General features: G+C 45.1%; 9 protein-coding genes and 1 tRNA gene. 3 read left to right on the forward strand and 7 right to left on the reverse strand.

Annotation, left to right across the window (positions count from 1 at the left end):
* Positions 1-3: 3 nt before the first annotated feature.
* Positions 4-2,211 carry a glycoside hydrolase family 3 N-terminal domain-containing protein gene (locus tag CLIN57ABFB40_RS17555; RefSeq protein WP_175631302.1) on the forward strand — a complete coding sequence of 736 codons (2,208 nt, stop codon included), beginning with the start codon at positions 4-6 and terminating at the stop codon, positions 2,209-2,211.
* Between the two features lie 100 nt (positions 2,212-2,311).
* A complete protein-coding gene (locus tag CLIN57ABFB40_RS17560) occupies positions 2,312-4,765 on the forward strand; it encodes a beta-glucosidase (protein WP_175631303.1) in 2,454 nt (817 codons plus the stop codon).
* A 505-nt stretch (positions 4,766-5,270) separates the two neighbouring features.
* On the opposite strand, the gene CLIN57ABFB40_RS17565 is transcribed toward CLIN57ABFB40_RS17560, so the two are convergent.
* From CLIN57ABFB40_RS17565 to CLIN57ABFB40_RS17580, 4 genes are all read right to left on the reverse strand, one after another.
* Complete coding sequence (locus CLIN57ABFB40_RS17565) at positions 5,271-5,990, reverse strand: RloB family protein (RefSeq protein ID WP_175631304.1); 720 nt, start codon at positions 5,988-5,990, stop codon at positions 5,271-5,273.
* A gap of 11 nt (positions 5,991-6,001) precedes the next feature.
* Entirely contained in the window at positions 6,002-7,231 is a 1,230-nt protein-coding gene (locus tag CLIN57ABFB40_RS17570) for an AAA family ATPase (RefSeq protein WP_175631305.1), read from the reverse strand.
* A gap of 256 nt (positions 7,232-7,487) precedes the next feature.
* Positions 7,488-8,498: a 2-oxoacid:ferredoxin oxidoreductase subunit beta gene (locus tag CLIN57ABFB40_RS17575; protein WP_175631306.1), complete on the reverse strand. Its 1,011-nt coding sequence runs from the start codon at positions 8,496-8,498 to the stop codon at positions 7,488-7,490.
* Positions 8,499-8,501: 3 nt separating this feature from the next.
* Positions 8,502-10,352 carry a 2-oxoacid:acceptor oxidoreductase subunit alpha gene (locus CLIN57ABFB40_RS17580; protein ID WP_175631307.1) on the reverse strand — a complete coding sequence of 617 codons (1,851 nt, stop codon included), beginning with the start codon at positions 10,350-10,352 and terminating at the stop codon, positions 8,502-8,504.
* A 203-nt stretch (positions 10,353-10,555) separates the two neighbouring features.
* On the opposite strand from CLIN57ABFB40_RS17580, the gene CLIN57ABFB40_RS17585 reads away from it, so the two are divergent.
* Positions 10,556-10,627, forward strand: a tRNA-Arg gene (locus CLIN57ABFB40_RS17585).
* Positions 10,628-10,802: 175 nt separating this feature from the next.
* Here CLIN57ABFB40_RS17585 and secDF read toward each other — a convergent pair.
* The 3 genes from secDF to CLIN57ABFB40_RS17600 all read right to left on the reverse strand — a co-directional run bounded on the left by secDF (position 10,803) and on the right by CLIN57ABFB40_RS17600 (position 17,184).
* Positions 10,803-13,817 (reverse strand): protein translocase subunit SecDF, encoded by a 3,015-nt coding sequence (gene secDF / locus CLIN57ABFB40_RS17590; RefSeq protein ID WP_175631308.1) that lies wholly within the window; start codon positions 13,815-13,817, stop codon positions 10,803-10,805.
* Positions 13,818-13,982: 165 nt separating this feature from the next.
* Positions 13,983-16,067, reverse strand: a complete 2,085-nt coding sequence (locus CLIN57ABFB40_RS17595) for a M3 family metallopeptidase (RefSeq protein WP_175631561.1) — start codon at positions 16,065-16,067, stop codon at positions 13,983-13,985.
* Positions 16,068-16,098: 31 nt separating this feature from the next.
* Positions 16,099-17,184 carry an endonuclease/exonuclease/phosphatase family protein gene (locus CLIN57ABFB40_RS17600; RefSeq protein WP_175631309.1) on the reverse strand — a complete coding sequence of 362 codons (1,086 nt, stop codon included), beginning with the start codon at positions 17,182-17,184 and terminating at the stop codon, positions 16,099-16,101.
* Positions 17,185-17,186 lie beyond the last annotated feature (2 nt).

Raw genomic sequence — 17,186 nt, forward strand, 5'->3', positions numbered from 1 at the left:
CAAATGAGAAAAAAAGCATTAGTTTACGGAATCTGTTTGCTGGGTACGGTATGTACCCTTTCGGCAAAGGATAAAAAAGGGGGGGCATTATATAAAGACGCAAAGGCTCCGATTGAGAAACGCGTAGACGACTTGTTATCACGCATGACTTTGGAAGAGAAAGTGATGCAGTTGAACCAATATACCTTGGGACGGAACAACAACGTGAATAATGTAGGCGAAGAGGTGAAGAAAGTGCCCGCGGAAATCGGTTCTCTGATTTACTTCGAGGCAAATCCCGAACTGCGTAATAATATGCAGAAGAAAGCGATGGAAGAATCCCGTCTGGGTATTCCTATTATTTTCGGTTATGATGCGATTCATGGATTCCGTACCGTGTATCCTATCTCGTTGGCACAGGCTTGTTCCTGGAACCCGGATTTGGTGGAACAGGCGTGTGCCGTATCTGCACAGGAAGCCCGTATGTCGGGAGTGGACTGGACGTTCTCACCGATGATTGACGTGGCACGTGACCCTCGTTGGGGACGTGTGGCGGAAGGTTATGGCGAAGACCCTTATGCAAATGGAGTGTTCGGTGCAGCTTCCGTCAGAGGGTATCAAGGTGATAATATGTCGGCAGAAAACCGTGTGGCAGCTTGTCTGAAACATTATGTAGGTTACGGGGCATCCGAAGCCGGACGTGACTATGTATATACCGAAATCTCCCAGCAAACTCTTTGGGACACTTATCTGCTTCCTTATGAAATGGGTGTGAAGGCAGGTGCGGCAACTCTGATGAGTTCTTTTAATGATATCAGCGGTGTACCGGGTTCGGCAAACCCTTATACTATGACCGAGATATTAAAGAACCGTTGGAGACATGACGGTTTTATCGTTTCCGACTGGGGAGCTATCGAACAGTTGAAAAACCAGGGATTGGCGGCAACTAAAAAGGAAGCTGCCCGGTATGCATTTACTGCCGGTCTTGAAATGGACATGATGTCTCATGCTTATGACCGTCATTTGCAGGAGTTGGTAGAAGAAGGCAAGGTGTCAATGGCTCAAGTGGACGAAGCTGTCCGTCGTGTCTTGCTTCTGAAATTCCGTCTCGGTTTGTTTGAGCGTCCTTATACTCCCGCTACAACTGAGAAAGAACGTTTCTTCCGTCCGCAAAGCATGGACATCGCCGCCCGTCTTGCGGCAGAATCCATGGTATTGCTGAAAAACGAAAACAACGTTTTACCACTGACGGATAAAAAGAAGATTGCCGTAATAGGCCCAATGGCAAAAAATGGCTGGGACTTGTTGGGCTCCTGGCGTGGACATGGAAAAGATACCGATGTGGCAATGCTCTATGACGGCCTGGCTACTGAATTTGCAGGAAAAGCCGAACTGCGTTATGCGTTAGGTTGCAACACACAAGGGGAGAACCGCAAAGGATTTGCAGAAGCATTGGAAGCTGCACGCTGGTCTGACGTTGTTGTTCTTTGCCTGGGCGAGATGATGACCTGGAGCGGCGAAAATGCGTCCCGCTCTTCCATCGCACTACCGCAGATGCAGGAAGAACTGGCAAAAGAACTGAAGAAAGTCGGAAAGCCTGTCGTACTGGTATTGGTAAACGGTCGTCCATTGGAACTGAACCGTCTGGAACCGGTCTCTGATGCCATACTGGAAATCTGGCAACCGGGTGTGAATGGCGCGCTTCCGATGGCGGGGATATTGTCCGGACGTATTAATCCTTCCGGCAAACTTGCCATGACCTTCCCTTATTCGACGGGACAGATTCCTATCTATTACAACCGTCGTAAGAGCGGGCGCGGACATCAGGGATTTTATAAAGATATAACAAGTGACCCATTATATCCTTTCGGTCACGGACTGAGCTACACAGAATTCAAGTATGGCACTGTTACCCCTTCTGCCACTAAAGTGAAGCGTGGCGAGAAGCTTTCGGCTGAAGTGACTGTCACCAACATCGGCGCCCGCGACGGAGCAGAGACAGTCCACTGGTTTATCTCCGACCCGTATTGTTCGATTACCCGTCCGGTGAAAGAACTGAAACACTTTGAGAAACAACTTATCAAAGCCGGAGAAACGAAAACTTTCCGTTTCGACATAGACCTGGAACGTGATTTCGGATTTGTCAATGAGGACGGTAAACGATTCCTCGAAACCGGAGAATACAATATCCACGTACAGGGACAGACCGTTAAAATAGAATTGATAGACTAAAGAAAGTTGAACTGACAGACTAAAAATATAAAGAACGAAGTGTATCAAAAGCTGATAGCCAAATTGGTTTTTGACACATCCTATATTAACACATATCACCATGAAAAAGAAAATAGGTATCATAAGCCTGTGCATGCTTGTATGCAGCATCCTGGCCTGTGCACAAACGATTACTCCCCAAGCGGAACAACGTGCGAAAGAGCTTGTATCCAAAATGACTTTGCAAGAGAAAATAGAGTATATCTCCGGATATACCAGCTTTTCTCTGCGTGCCATACCGCGTTTGGGAATACCAGAAATCAAATTGGCTGACGGCCCGCAGGGAATCCGTAACCATGCTCCTAAAAGCACCCTTTATCCGTCCGGCATCCTTTCCGCTTCTACCTGGAATCGTGACTTGCTTTATAAATTAGGTCAAGGCCTAGGACAGGATGCCAAAGCTCGTGGAGTAAGTATCTTGCTTGGTCCGGGCGTTAATATTTATCGTGCTCCGTTGTGCGGACGCAACTTTGAATACTTCGGTGAAGACCCTTACTTGACGGGTGAGACTGCCAAGCAATATATTCTTGGCGTGCAATCGGAAGGAGTCATTGCGACCATCAAGCACTTTGCTGGCAACAATCAGGAATGGAGCCGCCATCATGCGAGTTCGGACATAGACGAGCGTACTTTGCACGAGATTTATTTTCCGGCTTTCCGCAAGGCTGTACAGGAAGCGAACGTGAGTGCTGTAATGAACAGCTACAATCTCTTGAACGGTGTCCATGCGACCGAACATAAATGGCTGAATATTGATGTCTTGCGCAATCTTTGGGGCTTCAAAGGTATTCTGATGTCGGACTGGACTTCGGTATATTCCGCCATCGGAGCGGCTAACGCCGGACTTGACCTCGAAATGCCGAAAGGGCGTTTCATGAATGCCGACAACCTTATCCCCGCCATCAAAACGGGCACGGTGACCGAAGAAACTATCAACCTGAAAGTACAACATATCCTGCAGACTTTAATAGCTTATGGAATGTTGGATAAGGAACAGAAAGACAGTAATATTCCGTTGGATAATCCATTCTCCCGCCAGACAGCTTTAGAACTGGCACGCGAAGGGGTAGTATTGTTGAAGAATGAAGCAAACCTGCTCCCGCTGAAAGGAAAAACAGCCGTAATGGGTCCTAATGCAGATTTGATACCTACCGGTGGCGGCAGTGGTTTTGTCACTCCTTTTTCTACCGTCTCAGTGGCTCAAGGCTTGAAGGAACTGAAGAAAAAGAATCTGGTGTTATTGACGGATGATGTGATTTATGAAGATATTGTTAATGAGTTTTATACTGACGCCAATCGTGAGGTGAAAGGCTTCAAGGCTGAATACTTCAAGAACAAGACGCTTTCGGGACAGCCGGAAGTTGTACGCACGGAATCTTCTGTTGATTATGACTGGGGCTATGGCGCACCGTTGGACGGTTTTCCGACAGATGCCTTTTCAGTCCGTTGGACAGCCTGTTATGTCCCACAGGCAGACGGTCAGTTGAAACTCCACATCGGTGGTGATGACGGTTACCGCCTGTTTGTGAACGACAAGCATATTACAGGCGACTGGGGTAATCATTCTTATTCCAGCCGTGAAGTTGAACTTCCTGTTGAGGGCGGTAAGGAATACCGTTTCCGGATTGAATTCTTTGATAATATTTCTTCGGCCATCATCCGTTTCAACGCTTATAGCCTTAATGAGGCTAAACTTCGTCAAGGGCTGGCAAAGGTGGATAATGTTGTGTTCTGCACAGGCTTCAACAGTAATACGGAAGGCGAAGGCTTTGACCGTCCGTTTGCTTTGCTCCGCTATCAGGAATTGTTTATCAAGAAGATTGCGGCTATGCATCCCAATGTCGTAGTTGTGCTGAATGCCGGTGGCGGTGTGGATTTCACCAATTGGTATGATGCTGCAAAAGCTATTCTTATGGCCTGGTATCCGGGACAGGAAGGCGGTCAGGCGATAGCTGAAATCCTGACTGGAAAAATATCTCCAAGCGGCAAGTTACCGATTTCTATCGAAAAGACATGGGAAGATAATCCGGTGCACGGCAGTTATTACGAGAATTTGAAAGCTGAGATTAAGCGTGTAGACTATTCCGAAGGTGTCTTTGTCGGTTATCGTGGATACGACCGTTCGGGAAAAGAGCCTTTCTATCCGTTTGGCTACGGTTTGTCCTATACAACTTTCGCTTATAGCAATATGGCTGCGGAGAAAACGGGTGAACATCAGGTTACCGTTAGCTTTGATATCGAGAATACAGGGAAGATGGATGCCTTGGAAGTGGCACAAGTGTATGTACATGATGTACAGTCCTCTGTCCCCCGTCCTCAGAAAGAACTGAAAGGTTATGAAAAGGTGTTCTTGAAGAAAGGGGAGAAGAAACGGGTTTCTGTAGTGCTGAATGAGGATGCATTCGCTTATTACGATATGAATCAGCACCGCTTTGTAGTGGAAAAAGGCGAGTTTGAGATTCTTGCCGGCCCGGCTTCCAATCGTTTGCCTCTGAAAGTTACGGTTGGATGGTAGTATGCAATTTCTGCATAAATGGCATAATAATGAGTTATAGATAACTTGACTTAAATGTAAATGCAGCACACCATCGGGCTTCCATCGGAAATCAAATAGCCTTTGGTGTGCTGCATTTATTTTTCATAAATCGTATGGTTTACTCCATTAAGAGAGGATTCGAGGGAAGTTCATGGGGCTGAAAGTTTTAATTATACTTCAAACTTACTCTTACTATTTAGTAGTAGAATTGACCAAGATAAGTATTACACTCAGTGAAATGATGTAGGAGACTTGAGTAACTCAAGCACATGGTTCGGCTTGTTTCAGTACTAGGTCGAACAAATTCATACACATATAATTTTGTTCCTTACTGTACGAAATAAAACAAACTTTTGGTGCGGTTACCATGGATGCCCATATCTTATTTGCTAATTGTTGTTTATTCATATTTTACTATTCTATAATGCATCATAGATGCATAGTTGGTATAATAATCCAATCTAAGTCTTAGTATTTTAATAAACTATTCATTTAAATCATCCATAATCTTCCTATTAAAATCCCTATCCTCTCCACGCAGCAAACGTACCAGTTTATATACTGTAGTACAAGGATTATGGGTTGCATAACGAGTATCATCAAAACTATCATCCTGATTTTGCGCATAACGGATTGCACGTGTTTCGTCACCGTATACAGTCATTATCATATGTGACTTTAAATCGTTCTTTCTATAGGTATATTTCGCTTTATGTGTATAAGTCGAAGATTCATTTACATGCTTACTGATCGCTTTCTTATACTCTTCACGGCTCATTGCTGTGACACGATTTACAAAATGGAATACATACCATAATTCAAACGCTTCATTACTCCATGCACAACCAATGCCATGTTGCTCAGCTTTAATTATCGCTGCATTAAACGCTGAAACAGGAAAATCATCCTTATCAAAAACAGCCCAAACGGTATCGTATGGGGAACCAGAAGAAATGGCCTTATTGCGAAGTTCTATCGCCTTATCTACTACTTGTACGGTATTTATCTTTCCTCCCTCACATTCAATATTATAGACAACACTTCCATATTGCATCTGATCGAATGATTTGAAGTAATTAGGCTCTGTTTTTTCACCCTCACACACAATCAATATGCGGCAACGAACCTTCACATCCTCATGAGCTGCTTCTTTATAACTATATCGCTCAAGATTCATTGACGAAAGTTTCTTCTTTTTTCCCATAACCGCAATAATTATTCAATCGTTTTTAAATAAGGAATGGCTCCGTAACGTCCTTTTATATAGTTACGTTCAAGATTACCGTCTCCTCTCGGTTTCGTACCATCAGGCAAAACAATGTTCATTAGGCTATAAAGATCTGTCGATTCCGCCTTATCTTTCTCCGTAAACCAAATCTGGTCTCGACGAAGTAGGTGAGAAGAAAGCAGATTGGTGTCGTGCGTAGTGAACAAGAGTTGTGCATGATGCGGATTTGTCTTCTCATTACTGAATAAGCGAATGATGTGTTGGGAAATCAGCGGGTGTATCTTGGCGTCCAGTTCATCCATCACCAGCAACCTACCCTGATGCAATGCTTCAAACAGAGGACCAGCTAACTCAAATAGTTTTTGGGTACCCTGCGATTCGCAATAGTCAAAGCGAAAACGCTGTTTGCCAACAATCTCTCCATGCTCACTATATACATTGTGCATAGTAAAAATGTCTATCGCTTTCTTCCCTTTGTCAGTATCACGTTCCACCGTTTCAATATTTTCAAAGCCCAACTGAAGGTCTTTAAAAAATTGCAGTGCGTTAGTAGATTCTTCCTCCTCATTTAGGAATTGTCGTTCTGTCAGCCCTTCATAGCCTTGATTGTTCAATCCTGAAATCACATTGTATCCCGACTTGAAATAGTCCAACACGTTCTTACTGACTGTACCACCCAGCTGAGCAACTAAAGATAAGAATAAACGATTGTCATTAGTCCTTTCTTCAAGTCCTATACCTTCCGGAAATAAGCTTTCATCCACGCCAATGCCTTCCTCGTCACGGACAAAATAAGGCTGTTCTTGTTTGTTTTTTTTGCTAACAAACAACCATTCTTGTTCTATCCGACGCATAGTATAATCAAAACCATATCTTATGCGAGTTTCATCTGCATCCAAATACACTACTTCCAAATGAGTGGGTTGTCTACTTGACTCTTCTGACAAAAGAAATGGGTCATAAGGCAACGGGTCATGGTCATTCAACTTGACAGAGCTTAGTACCATATCCTTCATAGTTGTCAAAGCTGCTATCAAGTTACTTTTTCCGCTGGAATTTGCTCCGTAGACCGCTGCCGTTGTGAGATATTTATAATGTCCTTCCGCTACCACACAGCCTTTAGGGTTATCCTGTATGCTATTAGGAACCATAGAAAAGGTTCTTGCCTGATGGAAAGAGCGATAATTGCCTACCGTAAATTGTAATAAAGCCGCCATAAATCTACCTTTCTTCTATTATAACGCTCAAATGTACAAAATAAGCATGTCATACCATGATTAAAACGAGAAAAAATCTCATTTTTAACATAAGATGAAAACAGGGGATAGCCTCAAACAAAAATGTATTGATAGCAGATTCCACTATCCTAATACTTATCCAAAGATATAGTAATGAGTTTCAAAGTATAAAAAAGATGGAGAAAGGGAACTGAGTCTCTTTCTCCATCTTTTTGTGTTCTTGATAAGTAGTGAATTACTTCACTTCCCAAGTCTCATTAGTCATCAACAGTTCCTGGAAATTGTGATATTTCTTCTTGCCTTTGATTTCTTCGATTTGTTCTGTGACTGCATCGTTGTAGGTCGGAGCGTCTACATCACGGATTACACCGAGTGCAATCGGGAAGTCGGGACCTTCCATCAAAGCCAGTTTTAGTTGTAGCGTATTGTCCTGACAGTGTGCGTCGTGGGTAAGGATATCTTTTTCTGTGATACCGTTCTCACCCAGTTTCACTACTTTCAGCCCGAAGCCTTCCTGCATCAATCCGAATTCCTTGTTTTCGCCGAACAACATCGGTTTGCCATGTTCCAGATAGATAGCATTCTTGGCACGTCCTTCTTTGGTGGCAACGCTGGCGTGAGTTCCGTCGTTGAAGATAACGCAGTTTTGCAGAACTTCTACAACAGAAGCACCTTTATGGTTGGCTGCTGCTTTCAATACTTCTACCGAAGCGGCACCATCTACTGCAATACAGCGTGCAAAGAAGCGTCCGCGGGCACCGAATGCCAGTTCAGCGGGACGGAAGGGGTCTTCCACAGTTCCGTAAGGAGAAGATTTGGTTACAAGTCCGCGTTCCGAAGTCGGTGAATATTGTCCTTTTGTCAGACCGTAGATACGGTTGTTCAACAGAATCATATTCAGGTCGACATTACGGCGTAATGCATGGATGAAGTGGTTACCACCGATTGCCAGGCCGTCACCATCACCGGAAATCTGCCAGATAGTCAAATTCGGATTGGCTACTTTAGCTCCTGTTGCAATAGCGGCTGCACGTCCGTGGATGGTGTGGAAACCGTATGTATTTACATAATAAGGCAGACGGGAAGAACAACCGATACCCGAAATTACGGCAATATCGTGCGGAGCTGTTCCCAGTTCGGCCATGGCTTTGTGCAGTGAATTCAGGAAAGCGTGGTCACCGCATCCCGGACACCAGCGTGGCTGACCTGATTTATAATCTTGTACGGTATATACTTTATCGCTCATCTTTTATTCCTCCAATAATTTAGTGAATGCATCTATCAATTCTCTCGTGACGAAAGGCTGTCCTTTCACCTGGTTGAACTGGCTGATGTTCAATCCGGGCACTTTCATGCGCAAGTAACCTGCAAATTGTCCCAAATTCTGTTCAGCTACCACGATTTTCTTATATTTACGCAACACATCGGCAGTGTTCTTCGGCAGCGGATTGATGTATTGGAAGTGAGCGAAAGCCACTTTCTTTCCATGTTCGCGCATATAGTCCATAGCCAGACGGAGATGTCCGTAAGTACCGCCCCAGCCAACAATCAGCAAGTCTGCGTCCTCGTCACCCAACACTTCGAGTTCGGGGATATAGTCTGCAATCTTGTCCACTTTAGCTTGGCGAAGGTGAACCATCTTGTTGTGGTTTTCGGGTTCGGTAGAGATAGCGCCTGTTTCGTTGCTCTTTTCAAGACCACCGATACGATGCATGAAACCTTCTGTTCCCGGAGTAGCCCAATAGCGTACGCCTGTTTCTTCATTACGTTGGTAAGGAGTCCAGTAGCCTGCCATGTCCGGAGTTACATACGGAGGATTGATGGCTGGATATTCGTCCAAGTTAGGAAGTTTCCATGCGGCAGAACCGTTAGCTACGAAAGCATCAGTCAGCAATACAACCGGAGTCATGTGTTCCAGGGCAATCTTACATGCCATATAGGCGGCATCGAAACAGTTGGTCGGTGATGTTGCGGCGATTACAGGCATCGGGCTTTCGCCGTTGCGTCCGTAAAGGGCTTGCAATAAGTCGGTCTGTTCCGATTTAGTGGGAAGACCGGTAGACGGACCGCCACGCTGTACATTGACAATCACTAATGGAAGCTCGCCGATAACAGCAAGGTTCATTGCCTCACTCTTCAGGCAAATACCCGGACCGGAAGTTGTAGTCACTGCCAAAGCACCGGCAAAAGCGGCACCGACAGCGGATGCACAACCCGCGATTTCATCTTCGCACTGTACGGTTTTTACTCCCAATGATTTATGTTTGGCTAATTCGTGCAGAATATCGGTAGCTGGAGTGATAGGGTAGGAACCCAGATAGAGTTCCAGTCCTGCTTTCTCGGCAGCGGCAATCAATCCGTAGGCAGTTGCCTTGTTACCATTAATATCTGTATAAAGTCCTTTTGATTTCGGAGCTTTGCTTTCAATCTTATAAGTAGAGACAGAAGCGTGCGTATTGGCTCCGTAGTTGAAACCGTCGTTCAATACCTTGATATTAGCTTCTGCTATTTCGGGTTTCTTGGCGAATTTTTCGCGCAGCATTTTCTCTGCTGCTGCCAGGTTACGGTTGAACAACCAGCAAACCAGTCCCAACGCGAACATATTCTTGCAGCGGAGTACCGATTTATTGTCCAGTCCCGAGTCTTTCAGGCTTTCTTTGCACATGGAAGAGATGGGCACTTCGAGTACTTCCTGCTTGATGCCTAGTTCTTCGAAAGGATTGTCAGTCTTAAATTGTGCCTTTTCCAAATCTCTGGCTTCGAATGAGTCGGAGTCGGTGATGATAAGTCCTTGCGGTTTACAGAATTTGATTTGTGTTTTCAGTGCGGAAGGGTTCATTGCTACCAATACGTGGCAACGGTCTCCGGGAGTGTAAACCTGTCCGGCGCCGATGTGCACCTGAAAACCGGAAACACCGGTCAGCGAACCTTGCGGGGCGCGGATGTCTGCCGGGTAGTCGGGGAATGTACAGATGTCATTTCCTACCGTAGCCGACACGTTCGAGAAGATGTTGCCGGCCAGCTGCATGCCATCGCCGGAGTCGCCGGAGAAACGTACTACGACTTCCTCCAATTCTTTAACCATCATTTCGTCTGCCATAACTTTAATTACTATATTTAATTTAAAAACTGTTTTTACTTTCAATTTGTGAGCGCAAAGGTCGGAAAGTTAATCGAATTATCAAAATAAAACGTACTTTATTGCCCTATTGACGCTAAATATTTGAAATATCTGAAAGGAACCTGCATTTTTATTCTTGTTAAATCGACAGAAACCGTTATCTTTGCAAACAAATTTGAAACGGCCTTGTAGTTCAACGGATAGAATAGAAGTTTCCTAAACTTTAGATAGGGGTTCGATTCCCCTCGGGGCTACTACAAAGAAGAATCTATGGGAAGTTGTGTTGTAGGCTTTCATACTGTATCAAGTTTTAAGTTTTACAATGGCTTCTTTTAAGATTAACGTCTTATAGCTTCTATTTGTTTTAATAATCAATAGAAAAAGCCTCTTCCGAATATCCGGAAGAGGCTTTTCTATTTGGGGAGTTTGTTATTCTTCCGTAGCCGGTACTACGACTTTCTTGTTCTTCATCATGTTGTATGCAATCGGAGATGCAATGAACAGTGAAGACAATGTACCGATAACCACACCGAGAATCATTGCGAATGCGAAGCTGCGGATTGAATCACCACCAAGGATGAAGATACACAGCAATACGATTAATGTACTCAATGATGTATTAATGGTACGGGCCAGTGTAGTGTTCAGAGAGTCGTTGAACAACACGCGCTTGTCACGTTTCGGGTACAAGCCGAAGAACTCGCGCACACGGTCGAAGATGACCACCTTGTCATTAATAGAGTAACCGATAGCCGTCAGGATAGCACCGATGAATGTCTGGTCGATTTCCAGAGAGAACGGCAGGATACCCCAGAACAGTGAGTAGGCACCGATAATCATAATGGTGTCACTTGTCAAGGCTACGATAGAACCCACACTGTAAGCAATGTTGCGGAAGCGGATTAAGATGTATAGGCCGATTGCAATCAATGCCAATACTACAGAGTAGATAGCGCCTGTCTTTATATCGTCTGCGATACTCGGACCTACTTTCTGTGAACTTACGATACTACCACCTGTGTGGTTGTCGCGGTCAATGAAAGTTTCTAATGTAATGTTCTGAGTCAGTACCGGTTTCAATGTCTCGTACAGATATGCTTCGATTTCCGAGTCCACATTGTTACCTGCATCTTCGATGCGGTAGTTTGTGCTGATACGTACTGTTTTCTTGTCTGTACCGATAGCGATTACACTGACGTTAGCATCACCGAACTTGCTGGAAATCAGTTCGCGTACTTGTTCCGGTTCAACCGGGTTTTCGAACTGTACCTTGAAGTTACGTCCACCGGTGAAGTCGATGCTCTGGCTCAAGCCGCGGATAGCAAACGAACCGATGCAAACGATGATAATTGCGCTGACGATAATCATGGATTTCTTGTTGGTTCCCATGAAGTCGAAATGCGTATTGGCCATCAGGTTCTTTGAAATCTTGGTCGTAAATGTCAGGTTCAACCACTTGTCTTTGTTCATGAAGTGTTCGTAAACCAGACGAGTCATGAATACGGCAGTAAAGAAGGATACGAGGATACCAATAATCAATGTTGTAGCAAAACCACGAATCGGACCAGTACCGAAGTTGAACAGGATGATACCTGTGATGATAGATGTCAAGTTAGAGTCGAAGATAGCCGAGAATGCGTTGGAATAACCGTCAGCAAGTGCTTTCTTCACTCCCTTGCCTGCACGAAGCTCTTCTTTTGTACGTTCATAGATAAGTACGTTCGCATCCACTGCCATACCCAGTGACAATACCATACCGGCAATACCTGACATTGTCAGTGCGGCTTGGAAGGATGAAAGGATACCCAGTGTGAAGAAGAAGTTGAGGACTAATGCGCAGTTGGCAACCATACCTGGGATGAAACCGTACATGGAGCACATGTAAACCATCAACAGTATCAGAGCCACAACGAATGAGAAGACACCTGCGTTGATTGATTCCTGACCCAGTGACGGACCAACGATATCTTCCTGTACGATGTGTGCCGGAGCCGGCATCTTACCTGATTTCAATACGTTTGCCAAGTCCTTTGCCTGTTCAGGTGTGAAGTGACCTGTAATCTGTGAACGTCCGCCTGTGATTTCAGAATTTACGTTCGGTGCAGAATATACATAGTTGTCAAGAACGATAGCGATGGAACGGCCGATGTTCTGTTTGGTCAACTGAGCCCAACGGCGTGCACCGTCAGAGTTCATTGCCATGCTTACAGCCGGTTTGCTGTATTGGTCGAATTCGTCTTTAGCATCTGTCACTACGTCACCTTCCAACGGAGCTTTGCCGTTACGTTCGGTAGATTTGATAGCGTACAATTCGAAAGTCTGTCCTTTCTTGTCAAATTCAGAAGGAGAAACACCCCACTTCAAGCGAAGGTCTTTCGGAAGTTCTGCTTTGATTTCCGGCATAGCCAGGTACTTGTTGATGTCGGCAGTGTCTTTGTAGTTGGCATAACCGATAACAGGACCCTGTCCGCTGGAATTCAACTGAAGCATTGACAACAGAGGATATTGCTTTTTGATTTCTTCCATGTTGACGGCTGCTTTGTCTTCAGCGGCTGCCTCACCTTTCAAGGCGGCTGCAAGGCTGTCGGCAGCGCTTACAGCTTTTTCTTCAACCGGAGTAGCTTCGGTGAGGACTGCGGCTTCGATTGTATCTCCGTCAGCAGTTGTCTCTTCAGCCAATATCGTACGCAATTTTGCGTCTGCAGATTGCATGGCAGGAAGAATTTCTTTAGCTGTATAGGTTTCCCAGAATTCGAGGTTGGCAGAACCTTGGAGAAGTTTTCTCACACGTTCCGGCTCTTTAATACCCGGAAGTTCCACCATGATACGTCCCATTTTGTCTTCCAGGCTCTGGATGTTCGGCTGAACAACACCGAAACGGTCGATACGGGTACGCAGTACGTTGTATGAGTTTTCAACTGCGGCTTTTACTTCTGCTCTCAGCACTTTTTCAACTTCAGCATCTGTTGATTTCTGGTTTACTTTGTCTTTCAACTGTTGTGTTGCGAAGAGTTCGGAAAGTTTTGCGTCCGGAGCAATTTTGTGGTATTCTCTGACAAACAGGGTGATGATGTCATCCTGGCTGTTGACAGCTTGCTTTGCAGCTTCTGCCAGTGCCTTGTTGAAAGCTTCATCCGGCTTGTTGTCTGCCAATGCTTTGATAACATCAGGTACGGAAACTTCAAGGATAACGTTCATACCACCTTTCAGGTCCAAACCTAAACTAATCTCCATTTCACGACAATCTTTCAGCGTCCAGTTACCCAGCCATACTTTCTCGTTGGAGAGAGAGTCGAGGTAGTCCTGTTCCACTTTCGGGTCGCCGTTCGCAATCTCTTTCGCCTTGTTGGTATAATGGCGTGTTACGAAGGAGAAGGAGAGGTAGAACACGCATACCAGCGTGAGTAATACCGCAAAAACCTTTACAAATCCTTTGTTTTGCATTTTACTTTTAATTTATGATGATTACTTTTTTAATTTAATTTTCGGTTAAATTCTGTCGTACACAAGTGCTTTTTGCCGCATACAAGGCTGCAAATATAGTTTTTTTTTCACATTTATATGTAAGAAGCCCTCAAATATTTGATGTTTAAGGGCTTTTTTGCAGAATTATTTCATTCCTCTGTTTTTCAGTAGCGGTTCCAGGCTCGGCTCTGCTCCGCGGAAATTCTTGTAAAGCACCATCGGGTCTTCGCTGTCCCCTTTCTCCAATACGTTGTAGCGGAATAGGTCGGCAGTGTTCTTATCAAAGATTCCGTGTTCTTTAAAGGCTTCGAAAGCGTCATTGTCCAATACATTCGCCCACAGGTAGCTATAGTATCCGGCAGCGTATCCGCCGATGATGTGGTTGAAGTAAGTGACACGGTAGCGGGGGGCTATTTCGGGGATAAGACCGAGCTTGTCCATGGCTTCTTTTTCGAAAGAAAGAATGTCCATATTCTTTACATCTGTCACGGTGTGCAGGTTCATGTCGAGGATGGCGGCAGCCAGTAGTTCAGTAGTCATGAAACCTTGGTTGAAGGTCTTTTGTTCCAGTATTTTTTTGATGATTTCATCGGGGATTACTTCTCCTGTCTGATAATGTTTGGCATACATTTTCAGCACTTCCGGTTCGGTAGCCCAGTGCTCGTTGATTTGGGAAGGAAGCTCTACAAAATCGCGCACTACGTTTGTGCCGGACGTTCCCTTATATTCGCATTTGGTCAGCAGTCCGTGCAGACCATGGCCGAATTCGTGGAACAATGTCTCTACTTCGTCCATTGTCAGCAGGGAAGGAGTGTCGCCTACCGGCTTGGTGAAGCTGCAGACGTTGCATACTAGCGGACGGGTTGTTCCTTGTTGTTCGCGGTAGTTGCTCATCCATGCGCCACCGCTTTTGCCGGCACGTGGGAAGTAGTCTACATAGAAGATTCCGAGTTGTGAACCGTCTGCGTCTTTTACTTCAAAGACTTCTACGTCAGGATGATAGGTCGGGATGTTTTCGAGCTTGCTCAGGGTGATGCCGTATAGTTTGTTGGCTACGGCAAATGCGCCTTCGCGTACGTTCTCCAGTTTGAAGTAGGGTTTTGTATCTTCTTCAGACAGGTTGTATTTCTCTTTCCGCAGTTTCTCGGTATAATACCACCAGTCCCATGCTTCCAGCTTTTCGCCTTTGCCTTCTTTGTCCATCAGTGTTTGAAGTTCCGCAACTTCCGTTTTCGCTTTCGGCAGTGCATAGCTCCAGAGGTTGTTCAGTAGTTCCATTACGTTGGTGGCGTTCTTCGCCATTGTTTCGTCCAGGACGAAGTTGGCGTAGCAGTCGAAACCTAATAAATTCGCCTTTTCCAGACGGAGAGAAACGATTTTGCGGATATTCTCTTTATTGTCGTTTTCATTATTGTTGTTTCCCCGGTTGATGTAGGCTTTGTACATTTGTTCGCGGAGCGGACGGTTTTCGGAATATTGCAGGAAAGGCAGACGACTGGCATTGTGCAGGGTAAACAGCCATTTGCCCGGCTGTCCGGCTGCTTTTGCTTCTTCGGCTGCGCTTTGGCGGAACCATTCGGGCAGTCCGGTCAAATCTTCTTCTTTATCAACGAAAAGTTGGAAAGCGTTATTCTCGTTCAATATATTGTTGCTGAAAGTGATGCCGAGTGTGGAAAGTTCCTTGTTGATTTCACGGAGGCGTGCTTGTTTCTCTGCGCTGAGGTTGGCTCCCGAACGGACAAATCTCTTGTAGGTTTTATCCAACAAACGCGCCTGTTCTGTTGTCAGGTTCAATGAGTCTTTCTGCAAGTACACGTCGTTCACACGCTTGAAAAGTTTCTCGTTCAGGGAGATATTATCCTCATGTTCCGAAAGAACCGGAGCCATTTTCATGGAAAGTTCGGTGAGGGCGTCGGTGGTCTCCGCATCTGTCATATTGAAGAAGATAGCGCTTACGCGGTCGAGGATAGGCGCGCTGTTATCCAGGGCTGCAATTGTATTCTCGAAAGTCGGGACTTCCGGGCTTTCGATGATAGCTTCTATATTTTGGTTCTGCTCTTCGATACCTTTCAAGAAGGCAGGTTCGTAGTGTTCCAGCTTAATCTTGTCGAAAGACGGGACACCATACTGGGTTTGAAACTCTGTAAAGAAAGGATTGCTTTCTGTTTTCGTAGCACAGGAGTACATCATACAACTTACTGCTAAAATGGTTAGTGTTTTTTTAATCATCATATGTGTTTTATATTAGAGTTTACAGTTCTTATCGCTTGCTGATATAGCACCAGATAGGATAGTGGTCGGAAGCTTTGATTGACCGGTCTACGGTGCAATTATAAGCTTTCAGGTTGGGGCTTATCAGGATATTGTCGATTCGGAAATAGAACTTGTTCTGATTATAGGAAATCCCCAGCCCCTTGCCGGAGTGGGTAAATGCGTCGTCCAGCTTTTGGGTCAGGATACGGTGTGTGTACGAGATGGAACCGTCGTTGAAGTCACCGCACGCAATAATGGTCGGATATTTGCTTTCCGCTACATATTTGGCTACGGAGTCCGCTTGTGACGCACGGATAGCCGATGCTTCCGCGAGCTTCCTGACTAGTTGCCGAAGTCCGGTTTTCACCTTTCGCGCATTCGGGTCTTTTATCATGTCTTCGTAGATTCCTCTGTCTTCTTTGGTGAGCTTGTTGGATTCCAAGTGGTTGTTTATCAATGTAATCGTATCGTTGTTTACATTCAGTACGTATCTCATGGAACCGTTATAACTGCTTTCGTACCTGATGGGACGTGCGGATAGTATGGGGAATTTGGAGAAACAGGCTAGCTGTACCTCTCCTCTTCCTTGCTGGCGGATAGACTGGTAAGGATAGGCTTTCAGCGCTTTTTTCACGTCCTGCTCCGTTAGAAATTTCTTGTTGGTGGCTGTATTATATTCCTGCAGGCAGATAATGTCGGCTTTGCTATTTGCCAGATACGCCAGGATAGGGTTTTTTCCGTCTTTCTTTTCCAGATGATTAAAACTCATTACGTTGTAGGATAGAAGTTTAATGCTTCCTTCAGGGATTGTTTTCGTGGTGGAATTGAAAGGGATATACGTCCGAATTTGCGGAATACAAATCAGAAAACCGATGATTGGCAATAATGCGTAGCGGTAATTGATAAATGCCCAAAAAATAAGGAACAGGAAGTTGACTGCCAGAAATATCGGGAACGCAAGTCCGAGACTGGAAGCAAACGGGTTTGCTCTGGGACTGAGATAAGGGCTATACGCACTTAATATCAACGTTCCCACAAAGAAAGCGTTGATAGCCAGTATCAGAAATGCGACAATTTTGCCAATATGTTCCATTC

Source organism: Bacteroides acidifaciens, assembly GCF_903181435.1.
In the GTDB taxonomy this organism is placed as follows: Bacteria; Bacteroidota; Bacteroidia; order Bacteroidales; family Bacteroidaceae; genus Bacteroides.